This is a genomic window from Bacteroides oleiciplenus YIT 12058 (assembly GCF_000315485.1).
Lineage (GTDB): Bacteria > Bacteroidota > Bacteroidia > Bacteroidales > Bacteroidaceae > Bacteroides > Bacteroides oleiciplenus.
In genome coordinates, this window is the sequence record NZ_JH992942.1 from 342,458 (window position 1) to 368,363 (window position 25,906).

Genomic DNA, 25,906 nt, shown 5'->3' on the forward strand with positions numbered 1-25,906 from the left:
ATATGCCTGTAAATTTTGTCACATACTTCATGTGGAAGACCTACAAAAGCATTTCTTTCAACCGTATTGTAGCCTTCTGCAACTGTGCATCCACTGTCTTTATGCTGATGCCGAATTCTTCCGCTACTTGCGCATAGGTTTGTTTTTCCTCACGAATACGGATAAAAACTTCCCGGCAGCGTTCTGGCAATCGGTCGAGGGCTTTTACATATCGGGCAAAGAGTTCTTCGCTGATGAGGGTATCTTCGGGAGATACGGCCTGGCCAGTCGGTTCTTGTGATGTATCGGCAAATAGGGTGGGGCGTCGCTCTTCTTTTTCGATGTAGTTTAGCGAAGCGTTTTTAACAAGAATGAAACAATAGTCCTCGATATTGGTGATATCTAACAATTGTTTGCGGTGTTCCCAAAGTTTCAGGAATACATCAAGCACGATTTCCTGTGACCACTCTTCATGATGAGTATAGTAGTAAGCAATGCGGAACAGGCGGTCATACGTCATGTTATAGAAATCCCGGAAAGCAGTTTGTGAATCCTGCTCGCTCATTTTCCGTAAATATCTTCTGACTTCTTGTTCGGTCATGATGTTCAGTCGGTTAGTAGTGCCGGGGGACAAAGGTAAAGCTTTCTTGCTATTTTACAACTATCGGCACATCATTTAACTGAAATCCTAACTTCATTTTCCTGTAGCATTTCTGAAATCTGCAGGCTTCATCTTTGCACCCCGAAAGGAAACTTGATTTAATTTATCAAATGAATCGACATGAAAGTGAAAAGATGTTTTTTAGAGTGGAGTTTGGCAAGTAGGCGACTGGCTGTCGCTTTCGCCTTCGTTTTGGGAGGAGGTATGGCGTTTGCTGCCAATCTTGTTCCACTGAAAGGTGTTGTAAAAGATGCTACAGGAGAACCGCTAGCCGGCGTTACAGTGAGAATCAAAGACGGGAAACTGGGAACGGTGACCGATGGCAATGGACACTTCGTTCTGGAAGTAGAAAAAGGGAAAAAATTGCTGCTAAGCTACATCGGCTTTACGGACAGGGAAGTGGTAGTCACAGACGACAAACAATTGCAGATTGTGCTTCAGGAAGATGCACAACAGTTGCAGGAAGTGGTAGTCGTAGGCTATGGTACGGCGAAGAAAGTAAATCTGGTGGGTGCTGTAGACCAGATAGACAGCAAACAGATTGCAGAACGCAGCAATAGTAATATTTCCCGTTCATTGCAAGGAATGGTGCCGGGATTAAATATTACGTTTAGTGATGGTAAGCCCTCGCGCACTCCATCCATCAATCTACGTGGCACGGGAAGTATCGGTGCAGGTGGTAGTGCACTGGTCCTGATAAATGGAGTGGAAGGTGACTTGAATTCTGTGAATCCTGCAGATGTGGAAAGCGTATCCGTACTGAAAGATGCTTCTTCGGCAGCCATCTATGGTGCTCGTGGTGCTTTTGGTGTGATACTGGTAACTACCAGGAATGCTTCTGCCGGAAAGACCAAAGTTAATTATAACGGAAGTTTTTCCTTGCACCAACGTACGGTGAAGACTGAGGATGGCATTGTTAGCAATGGTTTGCAATGGACCAATGGTTGGTATACAGCTTATCTGGAAGGACAGGAGGCGCCTCCGGGAGGTATTAACAACGTGTTTAAGTATTCTACGGATTGGTATAATGAACTGGTGCGGCGTGATGCAGATCCTTCACTAGATAAAGTGCGTGTCAATGATAAGGGGGAATATGAATATTTTGGCAATACGAACTGGCTGGATATCATTTATAAAGACCATAATTATTCTACGGAACATAACGTTAGCATCAGTGGTGGTAATGAGCGTGCCCGTTATTATGTGTCCGGGCGTTACTATAATCAGGATGGTATTTACTCTGCCGGTGACGAAAAGTATATGCAATATAATATCCGTTCAAAAGGAGAGATACAAATCAACAACTCTCTTTTACTGGAGAATAATACAGATGTCATGATTTTCCGTTCCCATCAGCCAATGGTGATGTACGACCGGCAGAATATAGCTCGCCAATTACAACACCAGGGGTATCCGATGACCATGGAGAAGAACCCTGACGGTACATGGACAGAAGCGGCCGTATATGTGGGCTGGGCAGGATTTGTGGAAGGAACTTCCTGGCAGAAAGATAACAAACTGGATGTACGCAATACGACAACCCTGACATATACGCCTATTAAGGACCAATTGGTCTTTAAGGGAGATTTCACTTATTATAGTAGTAAGTCAACCCGGTTGAGAGCTGAAAACCAGTATAACTATTATACGGGACCGGAGATTATGGGAACCCGTAACACATTCAGTTCTCTGGAGAATATGGATTATAATAAGGAATATATTTCAAGTAACGTCACAGGTAATTATATTCCTAAATTCTCCAATTCGAATCATTATCTGAATGTTCTGTTGGGTTGGAATCTGGAACATCAGGATTATAAAACGATTCAGACCTACCGGCGTGGTTTAATCAGTGCCACCAAGCCAAGTTTTGCTTTGATGGATGGCGACTACTATACAACGGGGCAAGGTGGAAATGAATGGGCTTATGTAGGCTTTCTCTATCGGGTGAATTATAACTATAAGAGCCGCTATCTGGCCGAAGTAAGTGGGCGGTATGACGCCTCTTCCAAGTTCCCGGAGAATCAACAATGGGGTTTCTTTCCTTCCGGGTCGCTGGGCTGGCGCATTTCTGAAGAACCTTTTATGGAGTCTACCCGTAACTGGCTGGATAATCTAAAAGTTCGTGCCTCTATCGGCAGTTTGGGAAATGGTAATGTCAGTCCTTATCTTTATCTTTCCACAGTGCCCATTAAGAAAACCTCTGTTATTCTGGGAGATGCTTTGCAGACGTATGCCACAGCTCCGAACATTGTTCCCAATAGTCTGACGTGGGAGAAATCGACAACCTATGACATCGGGTTGGATATAGATATGTTCTCAAACCGTTTGTCTATGGTTTTTGATTATTACCAACGCTATACGACAGATATGTACACTGTGGGCCCCATTTTGCCTGCCGTACTGGGCGCCGCAACGCCTAAAGGTAATAATGCGGAGATGAAAACCAAAGGCTGGGAACTTTCAGTTATGTGGCGTGATAACTTTACGCTGGCAGATAAACCGTTTAATTATAGTGTGAAAGCAATGATGTGGGATAGCCGTACATGGGTTACCAAGTTCAACAATCCTACGAAGTTACTTTCTACTTATTATGAGGGACAGGAAATCGGTACTATTTGGGGATACCATATCGAAGGACTGTTTAAAGATCAGGCTGAGATTGATGCCCATGCCGATCAGTCTAAACTGAAAGTCTCTGCAACAAATATCCTGAAACCGGGTGATTTGAAGTTTGCTGATCTTGATAAAAGCGGTACGGTGGATAACGGGCAGAATACGCTGGATGACCATGGTGATTTGAAAGTTATCGGTAATACTATGCCCCGCTACCAGTTCGGTCTGAATCTGGCTGCCAACTGGAATGGTATCGGCATCAGTGCTTTCTTTCAGGGTGTTGCCAAGCGTAACTGGTACCCTCACCGTGAGTCGGCTTTCTTCTGGGGACAATATGACCGCCCTTACAGCTATATGCTGAAAGAACATACCGGAGACAATGTATGGACAGAAGAAAACCAGAATACGGATGCTTACTGGCCTCGCTATCGCGGTTATCTGGCCAATGGATCTACCAAAGCGTTGGGCATTCAGGCTAATGACCGTTACTTGCAGAATGTGGCTTATGTTCGTCTGAAAAATCTTCAGATAGATTATACTTTCAAGAAAAAGTTCTGTGAGAAGCTACATCTACAGGATTTGAAAATTTACCTTGCTGGTGAAAATCTCTTGACGTGGACTCCACTGAGCAAGCATACCAAGATGTATGATCCCGAAGGCATCAGTGCAGGTGATGCGGACTTCCGTTCCACTGCCAATACTGACGGAGACGGATATGGTTATCCTATTCTGAGTAGCTATACCATAGGTATTAATGTAACCTTTTAACACAGAAGATGATTATGAAAAAATATTGGCTGATAGGTCTGTATGCTTTGGCACTGACCTCTTGTGATAGTTTTTTGAATTGTGAGCCCGAGAATAGTTTCTCTTCCGAAGGATTTTTGGAGTCAGAATCGGACTTACGCCTTTATACGAATGGTTTTCTGCAAAGTTTCCTGCCCAGTGAAGAAACAATAGCGTGGGGTGGTGACCAGTATGCAGATTATTGCGCGACGCGCTCGTCTACTACTTTTCTTATCGGTGATACGTGGGACGACACCCAACAAGGTGGTTGGGGAACGGATGACTGGGGTGAGCTGCGCCAGATTAATTACTTCCTCGATCATCTGCCCAATGCTAAAGGCAAAGTGACGGATGCCATTTATCTGCATAATGAAGGTGTGGGGCGTTTCTGGCGTGCGTATTTTTATTATGGTATGGTCAGAACATTCGGTGATGTCCCCTGGTACGAAACAACGCTGGATGTAGACAATCGGGACGAACTCTATAAACCGCGTGACAAACGTGAAGTCGTGATGGATAAGATACTGGAAGATCTTGACTTTGCCTGTACCAATTGTTCTACAGACAAGACGTTGACAGAAAGTAGCACACTGATTACAAAATGGGTGGCTCTGGCACTCAAGTCCCGTATTTGCCTTTTTGAAGGTACCTATCGTAAATATCATACGGAACTGGGATTGCAAAACTCAGCCGATAAATTCCTGCGAGCTTCTGTTGCCGCGTCAGAGGAATTGATGACAAAGGGGCCTTATAAATTAGTGAGTACAGGAGATGTGGAGACACAATACCGTTCTCTGTTTACTTCGGAAGATCTGAATACGACAGAAGTAATTTGGGGAATTTCTTTTAAGAAGGATTTGCGCATGCACTCCATCACCTGGAAACTGTTTTCCGCTTCGTTCGGTGCAAACTGGTCGTTGGTGCGTCCCTTTGTGAATATGTATCTGATGCGTGATGGCAGTCGGTTTACCGACCGCGCAGATTACACCACTATGCAATACATGGATGAATTCCAGAGCCGTGACTGCCGTCTGATGCAGACCGTTATCTCTCCCTCTTATCAGCGGAAAATCAGTGGTACGGTGAAACCTGATGCTCCCAATTTCTCTATGACCTCTACCGGGTATCAACTTGTCAAATGGGCGATAGATGATGATGTGCACGTGGGAAAGGCCACAGCGAATAACTCTATCCCTATCTTCCGCTATGCAGAAATCTTGCTGAATTATGCCGAGGCTAAAGCGGAACTGGGTGAATGTGACGAGGCGGTATGGAATACTACAATCAAGCCATTGCGCGAACGTGCCGGGGTGGACGGTAAGATTCCGGCAGCTTATGATCCTTATGTGGCTGCCTATTTCAAGAATCAGACAACGGACAAATGGATTCTGGAAGTGCGTCGTGAACGTGGTGCAGAACTGGCTTTCGAGGGGGTACGCTATGATGACATCATGCGTTGGAAATTAGGTGACCTGATTGACAAAGTGTGGCAGGGAATTTACATTCCTCAGAAAGGTGAGGCTTATGACTTGAATGGCGATGGTGTGAAAGATGTGGCCGTAGTAGATAAAGAACCGCCTGCCGGAGACAAGATTAAAGGTGTGCAATATGTGGTTATCGGTAAAACCAACCGTTTGTCCGGAGGTGATCATGGGTATATAGAGTTTGGTTTTAATCAAGGTCGCAAATGGGAAGATAAGAAATACCTGCACCCGATACCTCTGACAGCCACTCAGATAAATCCGGCTTTATTGCCACAAAATCCGGGCTGGTGAAAATAGATTGACAGGAATAAACTAAAAAAGAAGATAATGATGAAAACAAAGAAAATGTTAGTAAGTGCAGTTCTGTTGGCAACATGCCTGATGACTGCGCAGGCGCAACGCCGCAATGAGATTCAGGTACCTGATTTGGATGGATATACCACTTTGAAGTGTGACTTCCATATGCATAGCGTTTTCTCGGACGGTTTGGTCTGGCCTACCGTGCGGGTAGATGAGGCCTATCGTGAAGGCCTGGATGCCATATCCCTGACGGAACACATCGAATACCGCCCTCATAAGAAGGACATCGTGGCGGACCATAACCGTTCATTCGACCTCTGCCGGAAACAAGCCGAAAAGTTAGGGATACTCTTAATCAGAGGTAGTGAGATTACCCGTTCTATGGCTCCGGGACATTTCAATGCCATTTTCTTGGCCGACTCCAACCCGTTGGAACAGAAAGAGTATAAAGATGCGTTTTATGAGGCGAAGAAGCAAGGGGCTTTCATTTTCTGGAATCACCCCGGCTGGTCGGCTCAACAGCCGGATAGCACCAAGTGGTGGCCTGAACATACGCAACTCTATAATGACGGTTGCATGCACGGCATCGAGGTAGCAAACGGTCCTCTCTACATGCCCGAGGCCATCCAGTGGTGCCTGGATAAGAATCTGACGATGATTGGTACTTCTGATATTCACCAGCCTATCCAGACAGATTATGATTTCTCTAAAGACGAGCACCGGACTATGACGTTTGTTTTTGCCAAAGAGCGTTCTCCGGAGGGAATTCGCGAAGCACTCAATAATCGCCGTACTGCCGCTTATTATCGCGAACTGGTGATTGGTCGTGAAGATTTGCTTCGTCCTTTCTTTGAGAAGTGTGTGGAGATAAAGGAAGTCAGCCGCAATGAAAAAGGGGTAACGCTTTCCATTATGAATACTACGGATTTGATTCTGAAACTGAAAAAGACTGCACATGATACTTCCCTGGTTTATTTCCGTGATATGACGTTGAAACCACATACATGCTACAGTGTACGTATCGGTTTTGATAACGGCATCAAAGGAGGAGATCTGAATTTTGAAGTAACGAACTTTATTGTTGCACCCGATAAAGGATTAAATTATACTCTGAAATTGTAGCTGATTATTGGCTGGTGATAAATCGCCTCTGATGAGTAGGAATACTTTCGGGGCGATTTTATTGTCCTATTCTTCAATGAACATCAGGTCACTGATGATACCGTCTGAAATGAATATACCTTCACGCGTCAGACACAGGTAGTTATCTTTCAGTTCCAGTTTGCCACTTTTCAGATAAGGAAGTGCCATATCCATGCAGTATTGCCATAATTCAGTGCCGAAAGTTTGTTCTACATATTGCATAGATACTCCCCACATCGTGCGGATGGCCGTCATGATACATTCGTTATAACGAGTAGCGATGTCCCGGTATTCGGTTTCAAATTCCCGATGACCCTCTTCAATGGAGTGCATGTACTTCTCTAAAGATGCAACGTTCCATTCCCTTGTAAAGGTATTGAACGAATGTGCCGAAGGACCGCATCCCAGATAAGGAATCCCGCGCCAATAGGATGTATTGTGCCGGGAATACATCCCCGGTTTGCAGAAGTTGGATATCTCGTAATGCTCGTATCCGGCGGCAATCAGTGTATCTATCAGTGCAGAGAAAAAGTGTACGCTACTTTCCTCGTCTACTTCGTGGATGCGATGGGTCAATAGCATTTCGTAGATGGGAGTTCCTTCTTCGTACGTAAGGTGATAGGCAGAGATATGCTCAACGTTGAGGCTGACGGCTTGCTGCAAGTCTCGCTTCCAGCGTTCGTTTGTTTCTCCCGGCAGGCCATAGATAAGATCGATGCTGATATTCCGGAAACCTGCATGCCGACAACGCCTCACTGCTTCGACGGCTTGCGCAGCATTATGCCGCCTGTTGAGCAATTGCAGGGTGGCATCGTCAAAAGTTTGTATCCCCATGCTGATACGGTTGAAAGGTAGCATAGCCAGCATTCCGGTGTATTCTTCCGTCAGGTCATCCGGATTGGCTTCAAGAGTTATTTCCTTTACATTCTCCAAACCATAGACTTGCTCAATAGTGTTGAATACCTGCCGGAAATCTTCTTCCGATAATTGTGAAGGCGTTCCACCGCCGAAATAAATTGTTTCGACGGCTTCTCCCTTTAGATATTCTTTGCGTTCCGTAAGTTCACGGCAAAGAGCATGGATATAACGCGACTTCAACTCCGAACGAGTGGTGGAGTAAAAATCACAATAGATGCAACGAGTCTTGCAAAAAGGAATATGTATATAGATGCCTGCCATGATTGTACTGTTTTAGTAGCCTAATCTCTTTTGCTGGCAAAGATAATGCAAACCGAAAGCAGAACTTTCATGCTTGCATGAAAAAGTTATGCTGAGGTGCAGCTTATCTTCGCTTTTGGGCAAAAAAACAATTCCTTTCGAACTGGCATCAGGGGAAAGATACCGTCTTCACGGTGCCATCAGAAAAGTGAATGGTTACTGTGTCTCCGTTTTGCTCAAAAGACTTCACAGGCGTTAGTTCCTTTTTCGTGAACGGCTTGCCGCTCTTCTTCCACAGTTGCAGTGTTATGAATATCTTATCACCGGAATGGGTGGTTGCAGCATTGATAACAGAACATTTATTGCTTACCGGATGCAGCCCTTCCGTTTGCACGAACTCTACTTCGGTCCAGCCTTGCAAATTGACAAGTGCCGTCTGATAGGCGCCGTTATCCGTACAGTAAACCGTATGTTCTCCTGTCTCTTTCTCCTTGGTGGTGATAGGTTCATCCAATTCCGGCAGAGAATAATGTCCATAACGCAGCCCGGTGCTGACGGGGAATGAAACTTTGTCTACACGAAGTATACCGTTGGGGAGCGGGATGTCTGCCAAACGGAACTTGATTTCGGGATTGGTTTCAAGTTCTGCATCCCGGTAATAAATGCCATCTTCAAACTTCTTGAAAGTATAGAGGCGAAGCACTTCCCATTGCTGTTTGGCATTCAGTATAGCGTAATTCATTGATACTTTTCCATCAGGGCTATCTGCCATCCAGGGAAATGCTGTATTATACGATAATTTATTATAATTCTCAGTAGAACGGAATTTCTGCCAGTCCTTGGCAACCGTCTCGTGGCACCATGCGCGTATTTCAGCACTACCGTTATTGGGATAATTGGTCACCAGTGTGTTCGATCCCCCCATAAATTTATTGTATACCTTGCCGGGTTGAAGCTCCTTTTCCCAGGCACCGTTGTTTTCTACGGCTGTCCAGAACGGATTGTCGGCAGGTAGTAATAATCCCAGAAATGCTTTCCCCATCCAATATACACTGCCACGGCAACTGTATATCTGTACCGCAGGCTCAAAGGCTCCATAGAATCCTAAGGTCGGCACCCGGTCTTGCATCAATGCAGGGTTTTGGAGGAACTGAAGCAAAGTGGAAGATGCAATGCGGCGCATCCAACCGTAATTAATGGACGGGTCGTTGAGCCATCCCATTAGTGGGAAAGGAACGATGGTTGCTATGCGGTAGGTGATGCTCCTTCCGTACATATTCATTCTGCCGTCTTCGGCAAACATATATGGATAGTTAGGAATCAAGTCACGGAAGTTATCGACAAACCGGTGTCCGGCTTCCGGGTTGAATTTATCTCCATAATAGTGTGCCCAAATCATGCCATACATCTGGAAAGCCCACATGCTGTAATAATCGTAGGCCGGGCTATCATTATACCAGCCATAGCCACGATATTGCTCCAATGACTTTTGGAGCAATTCGTTCAGGTAGTCGTCTTTGACGGTATAACCGTGATTCTTGAAAAAAGACATCACGAATATATTGAAGAAACGCCAGTTGGAACCAATGGTTGGTCCGTTGCCATAGCTAAGCATCAGTGCGGCAAGGGCGTCTTTCTCTTGCTGGGTCAGTGGTTCCCAGATGATTTCCGGCATCACGGTCAGTGATAAGGCAAGTGCTCCGAATTCAACAAGCGTCTGGCTCGGTCCTCCTTTAAGATGCTGTATATATCCGGACTTCGACGAATCACTCATATTGCGTAACTGCTGCCGATAATAATCTCCCACTTTAATCCCGTTCAACTCTAAGTCGGGATTCTCTTTCAATAGGGGAATAGCTACGAACATGGTACGGCAAAGACCTTCCAGATTCTCTGTCTTGTTTGGCTTTCCGTCAGCCGGGTAACTTTTTCCCGGTTGTTTAGGGAAGTGCATCGGATCGTCCAATGTGTGAACATAGCTGAATGCTCCGTCCAGTAAATAAGTGGCGGCATCCAGCCAGTGCTGACGTGTCATTCCGGTGAGAGGACTCAGTTGATAATCCGGGCGTACTAAATGAAATACGGAATCATTTGCAGCCTGTGGTGAGGATGCGTTTACTTTTAAGGAAAATAATAAAGCAAACAGTAATAATCCTCCGATCATTTTAGAAAATACGGTCTTCATCATATTGTGTGTATTACATGGTAAGAATATTCTTATTTATTTCTCTTTGCAAAGAAAGTGCTTTCTACGCAAAGGGAGTGGCTATTTTGAGGTCAAAAAGGGCAAATATTGGACCAATATCATTCTTTCAGCCCTATCCGGGTCGTATCCGAACCGTATCTGCTCCGTACTTGCTCCGTAGCAAATTCGGTTAGAAGTACCTCCAACCGAATTTGCTACGGAGCAAGTACGGAGTAAGTGTATCTCAGATATATCCCGGTATAGAGTAATTGAAACATAATATTACCAATGGATAAGATACTTTTAGATATATTTACGTATATTTGCTGGCGCTTAATAATTATATTAACCCCCGAAACTAACTATGAAGATAATGTTTACTGTGAAAGAAAAAATCTGGAGTTTTGTATTCTACCTTGGAATATTCATCCCTTTGGTATGCCAAGCTACAATGACGCCTAAGCATGATTCTTTGGCGTTTAAATCTTCATCTATTCTGAATGGGCTGTCAAGCAAAGATGTGCAATCGGTGTATCAAGACCGGGATGGCTATATCTGGATATCTACCCGTAACGGACTTTTCCAGTATGATGGTTATTCCATTACGACCTATAAATCCAATCTCTATTGCCCTGACCTGCTTACCAGTAATAATATCATGTGTGTGGCTGAGGATGCTCAACATCAGTTGTGGATTGGCACTTATAACGGACTGAATGTATTGGATAAGCGAACCGGAAAAATCCGTAAGATAGAGAACGCGGAAGTGGCTGGTACAGGTACGTCTCAGATTCTGGTGACGAGTGATAACCGCATTTTGTTTGCTACCGAAGGGGGATTGCTTGAGTATCTGGAAGATGAAAATCGTTTTTTAGCTTTTAACCAAAGCAATACTGATGGAGTATTTCCTCGGACAACTGTTAAATCTTTGTTTGAAGATGACCGTGGGGACATTTGGATTGGTACGTGGAGTGAGGGATTGTTCCGTTATGAAACGAAAACCGGTAAATATTGGAAATATCCGAGAATGAATGTAGGGAACTCTGCCCATGTTGTTTTTCAGGATAGCCACCGGGATGTATGGGTGGGAACCTGGGGCTCGGGTTTACATTTGCTGCACAATGCTTATAATCCGGAGAAAACAACTTGGACAACATTTGCTCATGATGAGAAACAACCGGGTACAATTTCTGACAATCTGATTTATGCTATTTCTGAGGATGTCAATACTCATTCTTTGTGGGTAGGCACCCGTAGCGGTTTAAGCATACTCCCATTGCGGAATGCAGAGACGCCACGTTTTAAATTTGAGAATTGCTATTCCGGTGAGTCGGAAAACTCTATTAGCATTAGCGAAGTAGCCTCTTTATGGCGCGACCGGCAAGGCATCATGTGGGTAGGTATGATTGGGGGTGGTGTCAATATGGTGAATACCCGTAAAGCGAAATTCAGCCTGGACCGTTTGCCCGAAGTGAAGCGGACGCTAAAGAGTAATTCAGTCCGTAGTATTCTGCTGGATGACGAAGGACAACTCTGGATGGGAATCAGCACTTATGGCTTTGGGGTGAAAAACCGTGAGACAGGGAAATTCACTCATCATGGCCAGATGTCCAGCTTCAGCTCATACAGTGGGATTTCTACTGTAATGTCCATCATGCAATCTCCATCTACCGGTCATATCTGGATTGGCGTATACAATGGAGGGGCTTACGAGATAGATAAGTCGGCACCTATGGGGACAGGTGTGAAAGCACATAATTCTTCGAATGCCCCATGGATGTGCAACTCTTGTATCTATTATATATATGAAGACTCCAGACATAACCTTTGGTTTGCTACCAGGGGTGGAACCTCGATGCGTGCGGCAGATGGAATTCCGGTACGTTTTGACTCTTTGAGCGTGGGAGGTGTGCCGGTGCAGGATATGGTTGTAATGCAACTTGCCGAAGGGCACAATGGTGATATGTGGATGGCGTCCAGTACTCATGGAGTCATTCGTATTCAAGGGAGTGGAAATTCCTTGGGCGGATATACACTTTCCGGTTATTCAGTTGCCAACGGAAAGTTGAGCAGCAATTATGCCGACTGTGTTTATAAGGATATTGAGGGGCGCATTTGGGTGGGAACCGGAGGAAGCGGTTTGAGTCTTTACGATGCTGCGGCAGATGCGTTCTTGCCGGTGCATGAGTTATGGAATCTGCCGGGAGACGCGGTAGCGAATATTCAGAGTGATAAAAAAGGTAATCTTTGGTTGGGAACCAATGCAGGTTTGTTGAGGCTTACTGTGCCGCGGGATTTGCAGAATGTGACTTATCGCTTATATACCACCTCTGATGGTCTGCAAGATAATATATTCAATCGGGGAGCATCGTTCGTTGCTGCTGATGGTGAAATGTTCTTCGGCGGGCACCGGGGGTACAACAGCTTCTACCCTGATAGGCAGGAAGAGCAGGTATTCTCTTCTCCGGTCGTAATCACTGATATTGAAGTGTTCAATCAGTCGTGGACTGCTCTTTCTGATGAGGAACGTGCAGAAATCTCAAGCCTGTCTCCAAGGTTCACGGACGAAATTGTTTTGGACTATAAGCGCAATAACTTCAACATAGAGTTCTCTGCATTGGAGTATGCCAATCCGGAGAGGAATCAATATGCCTACAAATTGGATGGCTTTGATGCGGGTTGGCAATATACAAATGCCTCCAAGCGTTTTGCATATTACAATAACTTGAAGTCCGGCACTTATACTTTTCATGTGAAGTCTTCCAATTCAAATGGTATCTGGGACGAGAATGTACAAACTGTAAAAGTCGTTATTCTGCCGCCGCCCTGGAAAACCTGGTGGGCCTACACCTTATATATATTAGTACTTCTCGGTATTACCTGGTATATTTTCCGGATTATCCGTAATCGTATCCGTTTGCGCAATGCATTGCATCTCCGTGAAATGGAACAGGCAAAGGCTGAGGAGATAAATCATGCCAAACTGCAATTCTTTACTAATATCACACACGAGTTATTGACTCCGCTGACCATCATCTCGGCTTCTGTGGACGAACTAAAACAGACGGCCCCTGCTTATAAGGAGCAATATAGTGTGATGACACATAATATAAATCGGTTGATACGCCTGTTGCAGCAGATATTGGAGTTCCGCAAAGCAGAGACAGGTAACCTGAAATTGAAAGTGTCACAAGGAGATTTGGCGCAGTTTGTGCGCCGGAGTTTAGATGGTTTCCGCCCATTGATGAAGAAAAAGGATATTCATTTCACTATTCAAAGTGATGCGGATAAATGTTTTGCTTTCTTTGATCCCGATAAGTTGGATAAGATATTGTATAACTTGCTCTCTAATGCTTCTAAATATAACAAAGCCGGTGGGAAGGTCAGGATTGAACTTAAGCATGATGAAGCAAATGAAACAGTTTATATTATAGTAAAAGATAATGGTCCTGGTATTTCGAAAGAATCGCAAAAGAATTTATTCAAACGCTTTTATGAGGGAGATTACCGGAGGTTCAACACCATTGGTACGGGTATTGGGTTGTCGCTGGTGCGCGATTTGGTAGCCTTGCATCATGGCACAATCTCCGTAGAGAGTGAGGAAGGAGAGGGGACAGCCTTTAATGTACAGATTCCGATTGGTCGTTCTGCTTATTCTGAAGAAGAAATAGATGATGCTGGTACTCTCCCAACTCCAGATGTGGCTGATGACTTGCAGAAAGATGTCGTGTTTACGAATGCACCGTCTTTGCCGGAAGATGGTGATCTTGGCAAAGAAAGTGTGGCGGAAGAGAAAAAATATGCTTTATTATTGGTTGAAGATAACGAGGATTTATTGGGATTGATGGTGAAACTTCTGGGCACTGAATATTTAATCCATACTGCAACCAATGGTAAGGAAGCACTTGATGTGTTAGAGGAAGAGGACATTGACCTGATTGTATCTGATGTGATGATGCCGGTAGTGGATGGCATTGAATTATGTAGGAATATAAAAGGTAATTTTGACACTTCCCATATTCCATTGATTCTGTTGACTGCAAAAAAACAGGAAGAAGACAGGGTGGAAGCATATGAGTCGGGTGCAGATGCATTTATAACGAAACCGTTTAATTTAAGTGTACTTCATGCACGTATCAGTAATCTGTTGAAATCTCGCGAGCGGGTTATGAAAGACTTCAAGAAACAACTGGTATTTGAGGCGAAAGAGTTGAATTATACCAGTATGGATGAAGATTTTCTGCAACGTGCCATTGATTGTGTGAATCGTCATTTGGATGATCCGGAATTTGACCAGACCCGTTTTCTGGAAGAGATGCATACTACTAAATCCACATTCTTCCGTAAATTGAAATCCTTGACAGGATTAACCTATGTTTCATTTATCCGCAATATCCGTATGAAGGCGGCCTGCCGTATTATGGAAGAGAAAAAACAGATCCGTATATCTGAATTGTCATATGCAGTTGGCTATAATGACCCGCGCTATTTCAGCAGTACCTTTAAGAAGGAAATAGGTATGCAGCCTTCCGAGTATATGGAACGTTTCACCTCTGGCGGAACCATTGAAGGAGAATAAATTCACTGTTAATCTTTTTGCATTAAGCCTGATATGTTGAAGAATGTCTCAACTTATGTAGGCTTTTGTCCCATGCACCAAATACAAACATGTTTGGGACATTCGTAAGCCCTTTACTCTTTGAATGTCCATAGATTTGCGATGTGGCTATAGAACTAAGCATGCAGTTCTATCAACCATATTGCGTGTTAAATTATTTTTTTAATCTTAAAATTCATACGATGGAAAAACAAAAGATTTCCTCGAGGGCGGGATTGAGTAAGGTGCTTTCTACCTTAATAATCTGTATGGCTCTTATGATGAACGTCTCGTATCTGAGCGCTCAGAATTCCCAAGTTACAGTAACAGGTACAGTAGAGGACCCGTTGGGACCTGTAATTGGTGCCAGTGTGGTCGAAAAAGGTGTACCTTCCAATGGATGCATTACCGATATTAATGGTAATTTCTCTCTGAAAGCGAGTCCGAATGCTACATTGATAGTAAGTTTTGTGGGTTACAAAACAGTAGAAATCCCTCTGAAGGGGCAAAGATCTGTGAAAGTGACATTGCAAGAGGATAGTGAAATGCTGGATGAAGTTGTGGTAGTTGGTTATGGTACGATGCGTAAGAAAGACCTTACAGGGTCGGTCGTACAGATTAATCCCAGTAAAATAGCTGACTCAAACCCGGGCTCTGTACAAGATGTATTACGCGGTACTCCGGGCTTGCAGATTGGTTACGATGCTTCTGCCAAGGGGAGCGATGCTTCCATACAGTTGCGTGGTAAGAACTCGTTGGGTACTGATGCCAAGCCGATGATTGTATTGGATGGCATGGCTTTCTATGGTGAACTTTCAGAAATCAATCCGGACGATATCGGTCAGATTGACGTATTGAAAGATGCTTCTTCTGCTGCTATCTATGGTGCTAAGGCTGCTGCCGGTGTCATCATTATCACTACTAAGAAAGGTAAACAAGGAAAACCTGTCATCAACGTAAGCGCTAACTTGGCTGTCAACAAAAAGTCGGCTTATCGTGACTATTACAATGCTTCCGGTTATCTGCGTTACCGCCAGGATTGGTATAAGATGGCGAATACTTATGATCAAGGGGAAAACGGACTTTATGGCTACTATAATAGGCTGGTAGACACTAAGCAGAAGGATGAAGCCGGCAACTCAATATTTAAGCCTGCTTATCCACAAGGTTACTATGACAATCCTGCAAACATGACAGCGGCAGAGCAAAATGCTTGGGCCTCTTCTGTCGGTATGAGCGGTTTAGGACTTTCTGAAGGTGAATCCGCGCTTAGCTTGTTTGCACGCCGTCTGACGATGGATGTTTCTCCGCTGGTATATAGTAATTTCTTGGCTGGAAACTCTTTTGACTGGTATGATTCCACTTTCCGCACCGGTATAAATCAAGACTACAATGCCAGTATTTCGGGTGCTACTGATAAAATCAACTACTATTTGTCTGTTGGTTACATGGACAATGAAGGTGCCGTGCAAGGTAATGAATACCATGCGTTCCGTTCGAACATGAAGATTAACGCCAAGATTACCGACTGGTTGGAGATTGGTGCGAATGTGAACTTCCAAGACCGTTCTGACGGTGATATTCAGGTATCATTGGGTAGCAACTATTGGGATGCCAATATGCTGCGTAATTCTCCTTACGCTTCTATGTATGATGAAAATGGTGGTTATGAGCAATATCCCATGTCGGGTGCGGCTACGAATGGTGGTTATAACTACTATTTCGACCGTCAGTACTACGACTTGGAGAAAGGCTATACTGTACTGAATACCATTTTTAATGCTAAGGTTACCTTACCTTTGGGTTTCACTTATCAGTTCAATATTGCTCCGCGTTATCAGTGGTTCTACGACCGTTATTTCATGTCGGCCGACTTGCCCGATGCTTCGGCATCCGGCCGTGGTGTGAACCGTGAATGGTCCAAGAATTTCGACTGGAACTTGAATAATACCATTACTTGGGACCGTACTTTTGCTGATACCCATCACTTTACAGTGACATTGGTGCAAGAAGCTGAAGAACATCGCACTTGGAACGATAAAATTAATGCCCGTAACATCACACCAAGTGATGCGCTTGGTTTCCACTATACCGGCGGTGCTAACAAGGAGCAGAGCTCTTTCTCTACTACCGATACACACTACACAGCTGCTTCTTACCTGGGCCGTTTGTTCTATAGCTACAACGACCGCTACATGTTTACCGGTACATTCCGTCGCGACGGTTATGCAGGCTTCGGAGCCAAGAATCCTTGGGGTAACTTTGGTTCGGTAGGTTTAGGTTGGACTGTTTCGAACGAGAAATTCATGAAAGGTACTCAAGAATGGCTGGATATGCTTAAACTGCGTGCATCTTGGGGTACCAACGGTAACCGTGACTTTGGCGACGTGTACAAAACGTTGGCCAACCTGAACTTGGGCGGCACCGGTATGGTCTATGTCAACAACGGCACAGCAACAGTGGTTAATCCTCTGTATATGGACCGTTTGGCTGCTCCTAACCTGCAATGGGAAAAGACGAACTCCTGGAATATCGGAGTGGATTTCTCTGTATTGGGCGACCGTTTGACCGGTACGGTGGAGTATTATTTCAAGAAGACTACTGACATGATTATGGGACAGCGTCTGCCGAGTTTCTCCGGTTTCAGCACTATCACCGCCAACTTGGGTGAAGTGCAGAATAAGGGTTTTGAAATTTCTTTGAACTCTACTAACATTGAGACCAAAGACTTTACATGGAATACTTCCGCCGGTTTCTCTATCAACAAGAATCGCATCAATCATATCTATTACGATTATGACGAAAACGGCGTAGAGCGTGATGATACTTCTAACAAATGGTACATCGGACAACCTATGGGTACCATCTGGTATTACGAAACTGATGGCGTTTGGCAGAATACGCCCGAAGATATTGCTTCCGCTGCTTTGGTAGGCCAGAAGCCGGGTGATCCGAAAGTAGTGAACCGCTATACGGAAGATGATAAGATTCTGGATGATGGTACCCGCGTGCCGGTTTACAATGATAACGATAAAACTTATCTTGGAACTACGGCTCCTCCCATTTACTGGAATATACGCAATGAATTCACTCTGTGGAAGGATTTGACTTTCTCATTCTCACTCTATTCCTATATGGGACACAAGAGTACCAATGGTTATTGGTTGAATCAGGACAACGGTGGTTCACAGGTACTTAATGGCTTCAATATGCCTGAAAAAGAATATTGGACGCCCGACAACGCGACCAACGACTACTGCCGTTTGGGTGCTGTAGGTCCTAATACAGGCTTGGCCTCTGGTGTGGACAAACTTTACAACCGCAATTTTGTCCGTTTGGATGACATCACCATTGGCTATACATTGCCTAAGAGGTGGACGAAAAAATATATGATTGACAAGGTTCGTGTGACCGCAAGCATCAAGAATGTTTGTACTATTTCCGGTTGGGAATATGGTGACCCCGAAACAGGCGGCTTGGCTACCCGTGCCTTTAACTTTGGTTTGAATATAACACTCTAATAACTGAAAGACAATATGAAGAAGATGAATAAATTAGTAAGGGGATATATGGTTTTAGCTTCAGCAGCCATATTGGCAAGTTGTTCGGACAGCTTCCTGGAACAAGACCCCTTGTCATTCTATAACCCGGGAAATACTTATACTACAGAATCCGGTTTGCGTTCGGCAATGGCTATGTGCGACTTGGGACTCAAGGAAATGTTGATGGATGGTAACGGTAACGTACTTCCGATAGCTTCGGTTTATTTTATGACCGATATAGGCTTGTATGCAAAGACTGATGCGGGCTTTTTCATGGATGATTTTGCCAACAAGATTACACCGACTGACGGTATGAAGGGCGGCGGTGACGAGAACTCAATGAGCCGTTTCTGGGACCGTGGTTGGACCAGTATTAAATTTGCCAATACTGTGCTTTCGTATGTAGACCAGGTGCAGAGTCTGGATGAGAAAGTGCGTAACGAGTATAAAGGACGTGCTTACTTCCATCGCGCTTATGGTTATTATCATCAGGCATTGCTGTTCGGTGACATTCCTTTGGTAACGAAAATTATCGAGGTACCTAAGCAAAACTATAAGTCTACAAGTAAGGAAGCTATCTTCCAGATGTTGGTACACGATTTGGAATTTGCCGTTCAAAACGTACCGGCTCAGAAAGATATGCCCTACATGGGTACGGTGAATCAGGAAGCTTGTATGCAGCTGCTTATCAAATGCTATCTCGTAACGGGTGAGTATAAGAAAGCGGAAGACGTGGCTACCGACTTAATCAATAATCATGGCTTGAAGTTGATGGATGCTTCGTTCGGAACGTATGTTGTAGGTAATGACAAAACTGTGCCAGTGCAACGTAATGTCGTTTGGGATCTTCATCGTGGCGAAAATGTGTCTATCGCTGAAAACAAGGAAACCATTATGCCTATCTTGAATTTCCATAGTCAGAGTTGGATAGGTTATCCGTTGATGCGTGCCATGTGTGTGCACTGGTCCAATAGTATTATAGTGGATCCTCATAATCTAAGTTCACCTACACTGAATTATGCACGTACCGACGGTAAGTATAACGAAGAATTGGATTGGGTACGAGCATTAGGACGTGGTATCGGCTGTTTCCGTACTTCCTACCATTACAACAAAACTATCTGGCGTTATGACGGTGAAGAAGATACGCAAGATTTGCGCCACAATCGTACTGTGGGTAATTGGGTAGAAATGGAAGATATTAAGTACAATAATCCGGCATCGGACTTCTATGGTCAAAACTTGACGCTCTATGCACCGGAAGATTGGGGAGTAGATGATAAAGGCAACCCCATCATTACAAAGGGCAGATTGCTTTGTTCCGATACGATTCGTAGCTGGTATCCTACTCCTTTATATAAGGTGTATATTAAGGATGCCGCGGCTGAAGAAAATATGAATGCCAATCAGTTCAATGGGGCTACAAAAGGCACCTCTTGTTCTAATGGTGATCTCTATTTATTCCGTCTTGCCGAGACTTATCTGCTTCGTGCGGAAGCTAAATTCTATCAAGGCAATACAAGCGGTGCAGCCGAGGATGTAAATGCAGTTCGTCGTCGTGCTAATGCCAAGAAGATGTTTACTACGGTTACCATCGGTAATATTACCGACGAACGTGCCCGTGAGCTTTATCTGGAAGAATGGCGTCAGCCTGAATTGACTCGTATTTCATGGTGTTTGGCTCGTAGCGGCCAACCCGATGAATGGGGAGAAACTTATGACTTGTCTACTTGGGACAAACAGACTGGTACTGATTTGAATGGCGGTAGCTATTGGTTTAAGCGTTGCACACGTTACAGCCTCTTCAATAATGGTCCGATATTCTCAGGATCAAAAACGTTTAACTATCAGGTTGCTAAGCATAATATGTTCTGGCCTGTACCCAATTCGGCTATTACAGCCAATATCGGTGCCACACTTCGTCAGAACTACGGATATGACGGCTATGATGCCTCAGTGGAGATGTTTACCAACTGGGAAGAAGCAGTTGCCGATGAGGATAAGACTAATTAATAGTAATTTTTAGTTTTCGATAGGTTTTTGTTCTTAATAAGGCGAGGCAAACCTTTTCCTCGTGAAAGGTTTGTCTCGCTTTCCTTTTTTAATATGGTATAAAGATATGAGTAAATATTTGAAAAGAATAGGGCATTTACTGTTTCTATGTATCCTGTTTCAGACGTCTTTGTGGGGACAGACAAATTCAATAGGCAAAAAAGATATTGTCTCCGGTGAAGTTTGGAAAGATACGGATGGAAATGTAATCAATGCCCATGGTGGTGGTATTCTCTTTAATAATGGAAAATACTACTGGTTTGGAGAGCATCGCCCCTCTTCCGGTTTTACGACTCAGGTGGGTGTGACGTGCTATTCGTCAACCGATTTGCGCAACTGGACATATGAAGGTGTAGCTTTGGCTGTATCTGATGAGGTAGGAAGTGATATAGAGAAAGGCTGTATCATAGAACGTCCAAAAGTGATATATAATCAGAAGACAGGGAAATTCGTAATGTGGTTCCATCTGGAACTTAAAGGAAAGGGATATGGACCTTCCCGTGCAGGAGTGGCGGTAAGCGATACTCCGACAGGACCTTATCGTTTTGTCCGTTCGGGACGTGTAAATCCCGGCGTTTATCCACTGAATATGCCCCGGGAGGAGCGGCAACTCACCTGGAATCCGGAAACTTATGAGTGGTGGACACCGGAATGGCGTGAAGCTGTCGATAAAGGGATGTTCGTGAAGCGTGACCTGGAAGGCGGACAGATGTCGCGTGATATGACCTTATTTGTGGATGATGATGGTAAGGCTTATCATATCTATTCCTCGGAAGAGAACCTGACACTCCACATTGCGGAATTGGTTGATGACTATATGAGTCATTCTGGAAAATACATTCGTATATTTCCCGGGGGACATAATGAAGCACCGGCCATATTCAAAAAAGATAGAACGTATTGGATGATCGCTTCGGGATGTACGGGTTGGGAACCCAATAAAGCCCGGCTGATGACTGCCTCTTCTATTTTAGGAGAATGGTCGCAATTACCCAATCCTTGTGTAGGTGAAGATGCGAAAATCACTTTTGGTGGACAAAGCACTTATATACTGCCATTGGAAGATGGCGGATATATGTTTATGGCAGATGCCTGGCGTCCGAAGAGCTTGTTGGATTCGCGATATATCTGGTTACCCATTCGTTTTGATGAGAAAGGGGTTCCGTTTATTGAATGGGTTAGTAAGTGGTAAAATGCATCAATTGGAATGAAAATCTATCTTTTATGGTAGAATTGACTGATAATTTACCCCTATTTGGAATATTTATGGTAGTTCGGTTTACCATAAAAGGGATATATTTGCAACGATGAAAAACAACTTAATATAGAATATCATGAAAACAAAACAATATTTGTGGCTACTGCTGACCGTAGCATTACTGATTCCCATTCAAGTTTCGGCAAAGAAGAAACCGGAAAAAGTAAAGACTGACCGTGAGTTGTGGGCGGGAGTCTTGTACCAGATGGCGGCACCTGTGCTTAGTAGTATGAGTGAAGGCAAACTACAGGAGGATATGTTGGTTGAATTGAGCCCTACCTGGGACGGACGAGACAAACGGGTGACCTATATGGAGTGTTTCGGCCGGTTGATGGCAGGTTTGGCTCCATGGTTGTCATTACCGGATGATGATACGGCAGAAGGCAAACAACGCAAACAGTTACGTGAGTGGGCTCTGAAGAGTTATGCCCAGTCTGTAGACCCTGAAAGTAAAGACTATCTGTTATGGAGAAAAGAAGGCCAGCCCCTAGTGGACGCTGCGTATATAGCAGAGAGCTTCTTGCGTGGATACGATGCATTATGGTTGCCACTGGACGACCTAACCAAACAGCGCTATATCGCTGAGTTCCAACAATTGCGCCGGGTTGATCCTCCCTATACAAACTGGTTGCTGTTTTCCTCCACCGTTGAATGTTTCTTGAAGAAAGCGGGTGCACAAACCGATTATTACCGTGTAACTTCTGCTTTGCGTAAAGTAGACGAATGGTATGTGGGTGATGGCTGGTACAGTGACGGTCAAGACTTTGCTTTCGATTACTACAATAGTTTTGTAATCCATCCGATGTACGTGGAATGCCTTGAAGTGATGACAGATGCCGGAAAAAATGCTATCTGGAATGTAAAAGGTGGCAACTTCCCGAAGGCAGTGAAACGTATGCAGCGCTTCGGCATGATATTGGAGCGCTTTATCTCTCCCGAAGGTACTTTCCCCGTATTCGGACGCTCCATAACGTATCGTACAGGCGTGTTGCAACCGCTTGCCTTGTTGTCATTGCGTGGCTGGCTTCCTAAGGAACTGCCTGCCGGACAGGTGCGTGCGGCGATGACAGCTGTCATTCAGCGCATGTTTGGCGATAACCGGAATTTTAATGAAAAAGGCTACCTGACTTTAGGCTTCAATGGCTCTCAACCAAACATTTCGGACTGGTATACGAATAACGGTAGTTTATACCTGGCTTCACTTGCCTTCCTGCCTTTGGGACTGCCCGCTGATGACCCTTTTTGGACGGATGAAGCACAGCCATGGACCTCAAAGAAAGCATGGGGTGGAGAAGACTTTCCGAAAGATCATGCCTATTAAGACCAGCAGTAAGCATTGAATTTATTCTTAAATTAAAGATATTATGAACAGATACATTTTCTTTTTCTTTCTGATTCTCTTAACAGCTTTCACACTCCGGGCACAGCAAGCCCGGCTTGTGGAAGTAGGAAAAGGATATAGCCAGACGTCGGTCAATACAACTGTATTCAGGAACAACTCGCTTGTGACGCAAGGAGATGAGCAATATATCTCCTACTATGATGCAGATGGCTATCTGATATTGGGCAAACGGAAACTGGATTCGGACCAATGGACGCTGAACCGGACCCAATATAAGGGAAACGTGAAGGATGCTCATAATATCATCAGCATGATGCTGGACGGCGACGGCTACCTGCATGTGTCATTCGACCATCACGGGCATAAACTGAATTATTGCCGTAGCATAGCCCCGCACGCGCTGGAACTTGGAGATAAAGAGCAGATGACCGGTGTGGATGAGGGAAACGTCACCTATCCGGAGTTCTATCCGCTGAATGGGGGCGATTTGCTGTTTGTTTACCGTTCCGGTTCTTCCGGCCGTGGCAATCTGGTAATGAATCGCTATTCCGTAAAAGAGAAGAAATGGAGCCGGGTGCAGGATATCCTGATTGACGGTGAAGATAAGCGGAATGCTTACTGGCAACTCTATGTGGATGAGCAAGGCACTATCCACCTGTCCTGGGTGTGGCGCGAAACGTGGCATGTGGAGACCAACCATGACCTTTGCTACGCCCGTTCCTTTGACAACGGCGTGACGTGGTACAAGGCGAATGGCAAGCAATATGACTTGCCAATCCGCTATAATAATGCAGAATATGCTTGCCGTATTCCACAAAACTCCGAATTAATCAATCAGACCAGCATGAGTGCTGATGCAAGCGGCAATCCTTATATTGCCACTTATTGGCGCAATCCCGATAGTGAAGTACCGCAATACCGTATTGTATGGCATGATGGGGAGATGTGGCACAACCGCCAGGTTTCGGACCGCCATACCTCTTTCTCCCTAAAAGGCGGCGGCACTAAGATGATTCCTATTGCCCGCCCGCGTATTGTGGTGGAAGGTGGAGAAATCTTCTATATCTTCCGTGACGAAGAGCGGGGAAGCCGGGTGTCGATGGCACATGCGCCGGCTGTAGGGACTGGCGACTGGACTTTTACCGATTTGACTGATTTCCCGGTAGACGCTTGGGAACCCTCGCACGATACGGAGCTTTGGAAGCAGAAACGTCGTCTCCATCTCTTTGTGCAACATACAAAGCAAGGTGACGGAGAACGTATGGTGGAATTTGCACCTCAGCCGGTATATGTGCTGGAAGTGAATAATAATGATTAATGTGAGCTCTATATAGGTACTATGTTATTACAATGGTAGGCGATAACAGTTCCCTCGAGAGTAAACGCCAGTTCCCATGAGAAGAAACAGCAGTTTCCACAAGGGGAAACAGTAGTTCCCATAGGAGGAAACGGGAGTTTCCACGAGAGGAAACTGTAGTTCCCATAGGGGGGAAACGGGAGTTACCTTAAGGAGGAAACGAAAGGGAACACCAGAGTCCTGAATATGAGCTAAGTAATTTAGTAAATTAATGAATAAGAATAAGAGTATGAAGACGCTTTTTGGAAACATCCTGATTTCAGCTTTCTGTTTAAGTGGAATGTCGGCTTGTGCCGTCCCGAAAGATGAGGCTAAAGAAGTAGTGGATATAATTTATAAGGTGAATAACTATTGGCAGGAGCAGAACCCGAAGCATGGACGTGCTTTCTGGGACAATGCCGCCTACCATACAGGCAATATGGAAGCGTTCTTCCTTACCGGAGACACTGCTTTCGTGAACTACTCCAAAGCCTGGGCGGAGCACAATGAATGGAAAGGTGCTAAATCGGACGATAAAGCCGAATGGAAATATAGCTATGGAGAAAGTAACGACTATGTGCTTTTTGGCGATTACCAGACTTGCTTCCAGACCTATGCCGACTTGTATAACCTGGAGCCGGACTCGCAGAAAATTGCCCGCGCCCGTGAAGTGATGGAGTATCAGATGAGTACCGATAAGAATGATTATTGGTGGTGGGCCGATGGCCTTTATATGGTGATGCCTGTGATGACTAAATTATATAAGATAACAAACAACTCGCTTTATCTGGAAAAACTGCATGAATACTGGGTATTTGCCGATAGTTTGATGTACGACCCCGCGGATGCCCTTTACTATCGGGATGGAAAATATATCTATCCCAAGCATAAAAGTGTGAATGGCAAGAAGGATTTTTGGGCTCGCGGAGACGGTTGGGTACTTGCGGCTTTGGCTAAAGTCCTGAAGGATTTGCCCGAAACCAATGAATACCGCCAGGAATATATCGACCGTTTTCAGGTTATGGCGAAAGCGGTAGCCGCCTGCCAACAACCGGAAGGATACTGGACACGCAGTTTGCTTGATCCCGAGCATGCGCCGGGACCGGAAACCAGTGGTACGGCTTTCTTTACCTATGGTCTGTTGTGGGGTATGAACAATGGTTATCTGGATAAGGCCACTTATCAACCGGTTGTAGAAAAAGCCTGGAAATATCTGACGACTGTTGCTTTGCAACCGGACGGTCGTATCGGCTATGTACAACCTATCGGTGAAAAAGCTATTCCGGGACAGGTGGTAGATGCCAGCTCAACTGCCAATTTCGGTGTGGGAGCATTCTTGCTGGCTGCATGCGAGATGGTGCGTTTTTTGAATTTACATTGATCAGATAGCGTTTATGGGCGTATATGTTGTGTAACATATGCGCCTTATTTGTAGAATATTTAATGAAGTGTTATTTTTACACTTTC

General features: G+C 44.7%; 13 protein-coding genes. 10 read left to right on the top strand and 3 right to left on the bottom strand.

What is annotated here, in order from left to right; all coding sequences use genetic code 11:
* Positions 1-40: 40 nt before the first annotated feature.
* The gene (locus HMPREF9447_RS14885) at positions 41-580 is read right to left on the bottom strand and encodes an RNA polymerase sigma-70 factor (RefSeq protein WP_009130566.1); all 540 of its coding nucleotides are present in this window, start codon (positions 578-580) and stop codon (positions 41-43) included.
* Between the two features lie 180 nt (positions 581-760).
* Here HMPREF9447_RS14885 and HMPREF9447_RS14890 point away from each other — a divergent pair, with 180 nt between their 5' ends.
* Genes HMPREF9447_RS14890 through HMPREF9447_RS14900 form a run of 3 tightly spaced genes read left to right on the top strand, consistent with a single transcriptional unit; the run spans position 761 to position 6,948 of the window.
* Complete coding sequence (locus HMPREF9447_RS14890) at positions 761-4,024, top strand: SusC/RagA family TonB-linked outer membrane protein (RefSeq protein WP_009130567.1); 3,264 nt, start codon at positions 761-763, stop codon at positions 4,022-4,024.
* 14 nt (positions 4,025-4,038) lie between these two features.
* The gene (locus HMPREF9447_RS14895; RefSeq protein WP_009130568.1) at positions 4,039-5,817 is read left to right on the top strand and encodes a RagB/SusD family nutrient uptake outer membrane protein; all 1,779 of its coding nucleotides are present in this window, start codon (positions 4,039-4,041) and stop codon (positions 5,815-5,817) included.
* Between the two features lie 39 nt (positions 5,818-5,856).
* Positions 5,857-6,948, top strand: coding sequence for an Sb-PDE family phosphodiesterase (locus HMPREF9447_RS14900; RefSeq protein WP_009130569.1), 1,092 nt, complete (start codon positions 5,857-5,859; stop codon positions 6,946-6,948).
* Positions 6,949-7,014: 66 nt separating this feature from the next.
* On the opposite strand, the gene hemW is transcribed toward HMPREF9447_RS14900, so the two are convergent.
* Both hemW and HMPREF9447_RS14910 read right to left on the bottom strand, forming a co-directional pair.
* The gene (gene hemW / locus HMPREF9447_RS14905) at positions 7,015-8,148 is read right to left on the bottom strand and encodes a radical SAM family heme chaperone HemW (RefSeq protein WP_009130570.1); all 1,134 of its coding nucleotides are present in this window, start codon (positions 8,146-8,148) and stop codon (positions 7,015-7,017) included.
* 148 nt (positions 8,149-8,296) lie between these two features.
* On the bottom strand, positions 8,297-10,315 hold the full coding sequence (locus HMPREF9447_RS14910; protein WP_148374834.1) for a DUF2264 domain-containing protein: 2,019 nt from the start codon (positions 10,313-10,315) through the stop codon (positions 8,297-8,299).
* Between the two features lie 370 nt (positions 10,316-10,685).
* Here HMPREF9447_RS14910 and HMPREF9447_RS14915 point away from each other — a divergent pair, with 370 nt between their 5' ends.
* From HMPREF9447_RS14915 to HMPREF9447_RS14945, 7 genes are all read left to right on the top strand, one after another.
* Positions 10,686-14,891: a hybrid sensor histidine kinase/response regulator transcription factor gene (locus HMPREF9447_RS14915; protein ID WP_009130572.1), complete on the top strand. Its 4,206-nt coding sequence runs from the start codon at positions 10,686-10,688 to the stop codon at positions 14,889-14,891.
* Positions 14,892-15,112: 221 nt separating this feature from the next.
* A complete protein-coding gene (locus HMPREF9447_RS14920; protein ID WP_009130573.1) occupies positions 15,113-18,430 on the top strand; it encodes a SusC/RagA family TonB-linked outer membrane protein in 3,318 nt (1,105 codons plus the stop codon).
* 15 nt (positions 18,431-18,445) lie between these two features.
* A complete protein-coding gene (locus tag HMPREF9447_RS14925; protein WP_009130574.1) occupies positions 18,446-20,464 on the top strand; it encodes a RagB/SusD family nutrient uptake outer membrane protein in 2,019 nt (672 codons plus the stop codon).
* 106 nt (positions 20,465-20,570) lie between these two features.
* Entirely contained in the window at positions 20,571-21,695 is a 1,125-nt protein-coding gene (locus HMPREF9447_RS14930) for a glycoside hydrolase family 43 protein (RefSeq protein WP_009130575.1), read from the top strand.
* A gap of 142 nt (positions 21,696-21,837) precedes the next feature.
* On the top strand, positions 21,838-23,082 hold the full coding sequence (locus tag HMPREF9447_RS14935; RefSeq protein WP_009130576.1) for a DUF2264 domain-containing protein: 1,245 nt from the start codon (positions 21,838-21,840) through the stop codon (positions 23,080-23,082).
* A gap of 43 nt (positions 23,083-23,125) precedes the next feature.
* Positions 23,126-24,421 (top strand): alpha-l-rhamnosidase, encoded by a 1,296-nt coding sequence (locus HMPREF9447_RS14940; RefSeq protein ID WP_009130577.1) that lies wholly within the window; start codon positions 23,126-23,128, stop codon positions 24,419-24,421.
* Between the two features lie 319 nt (positions 24,422-24,740).
* Positions 24,741-25,820, top strand: a complete 1,080-nt coding sequence (locus HMPREF9447_RS14945; RefSeq protein WP_085938341.1) for a glycoside hydrolase family 88/105 protein — start codon at positions 24,741-24,743, stop codon at positions 25,818-25,820.
* Positions 25,821-25,906 lie beyond the last annotated feature (86 nt).

Coding starts and splice junctions, on each gene's coding strand:
- HMPREF9447_RS14885 (WP_009130566.1), bottom strand. CDS start 580: ATGACCGAACAAGAAGTCAGAAGATATTTACGGAAAATGAGCGAGCAG.
- HMPREF9447_RS14890 (WP_009130567.1), top strand. CDS start 761: ATGAAAGTGAAAAGATGTTTTTTAGAGTGGAGTTTGGCAAGTAGGCGA.
- HMPREF9447_RS14895 (WP_009130568.1), top strand. CDS start 4,039: ATGAAAAAATATTGGCTGATAGGTCTGTATGCTTTGGCACTGACCTCT.
- HMPREF9447_RS14900 (WP_009130569.1), top strand. CDS start 5,857: ATGAAAACAAAGAAAATGTTAGTAAGTGCAGTTCTGTTGGCAACATGC.
- hemW (WP_009130570.1), bottom strand. CDS start 8,148: ATGGCAGGCATCTATATACATATTCCTTTTTGCAAGACTCGTTGCATC.
- HMPREF9447_RS14910 (WP_148374834.1), bottom strand. CDS start 10,315: ATGATGAAGACCGTATTTTCTAAAATGATCGGAGGATTATTACTGTTT.
- HMPREF9447_RS14915 (WP_009130572.1), top strand. CDS start 10,686: ATGTTTACTGTGAAAGAAAAAATCTGGAGTTTTGTATTCTACCTTGGA.
- HMPREF9447_RS14920 (WP_009130573.1), top strand. CDS start 15,113: ATGGAAAAACAAAAGATTTCCTCGAGGGCGGGATTGAGTAAGGTGCTT.
- HMPREF9447_RS14925 (WP_009130574.1), top strand. CDS start 18,446: ATGAAGAAGATGAATAAATTAGTAAGGGGATATATGGTTTTAGCTTCA.
- HMPREF9447_RS14930 (WP_009130575.1), top strand. CDS start 20,571: ATGAGTAAATATTTGAAAAGAATAGGGCATTTACTGTTTCTATGTATC.
- HMPREF9447_RS14935 (WP_009130576.1), top strand. CDS start 21,838: ATGAAAACAAAACAATATTTGTGGCTACTGCTGACCGTAGCATTACTG.
- HMPREF9447_RS14940 (WP_009130577.1), top strand. CDS start 23,126: ATGAACAGATACATTTTCTTTTTCTTTCTGATTCTCTTAACAGCTTTC.
- HMPREF9447_RS14945 (WP_085938341.1), top strand. CDS start 24,741: ATGTCGGCTTGTGCCGTCCCGAAAGATGAGGCTAAAGAAGTAGTGGAT.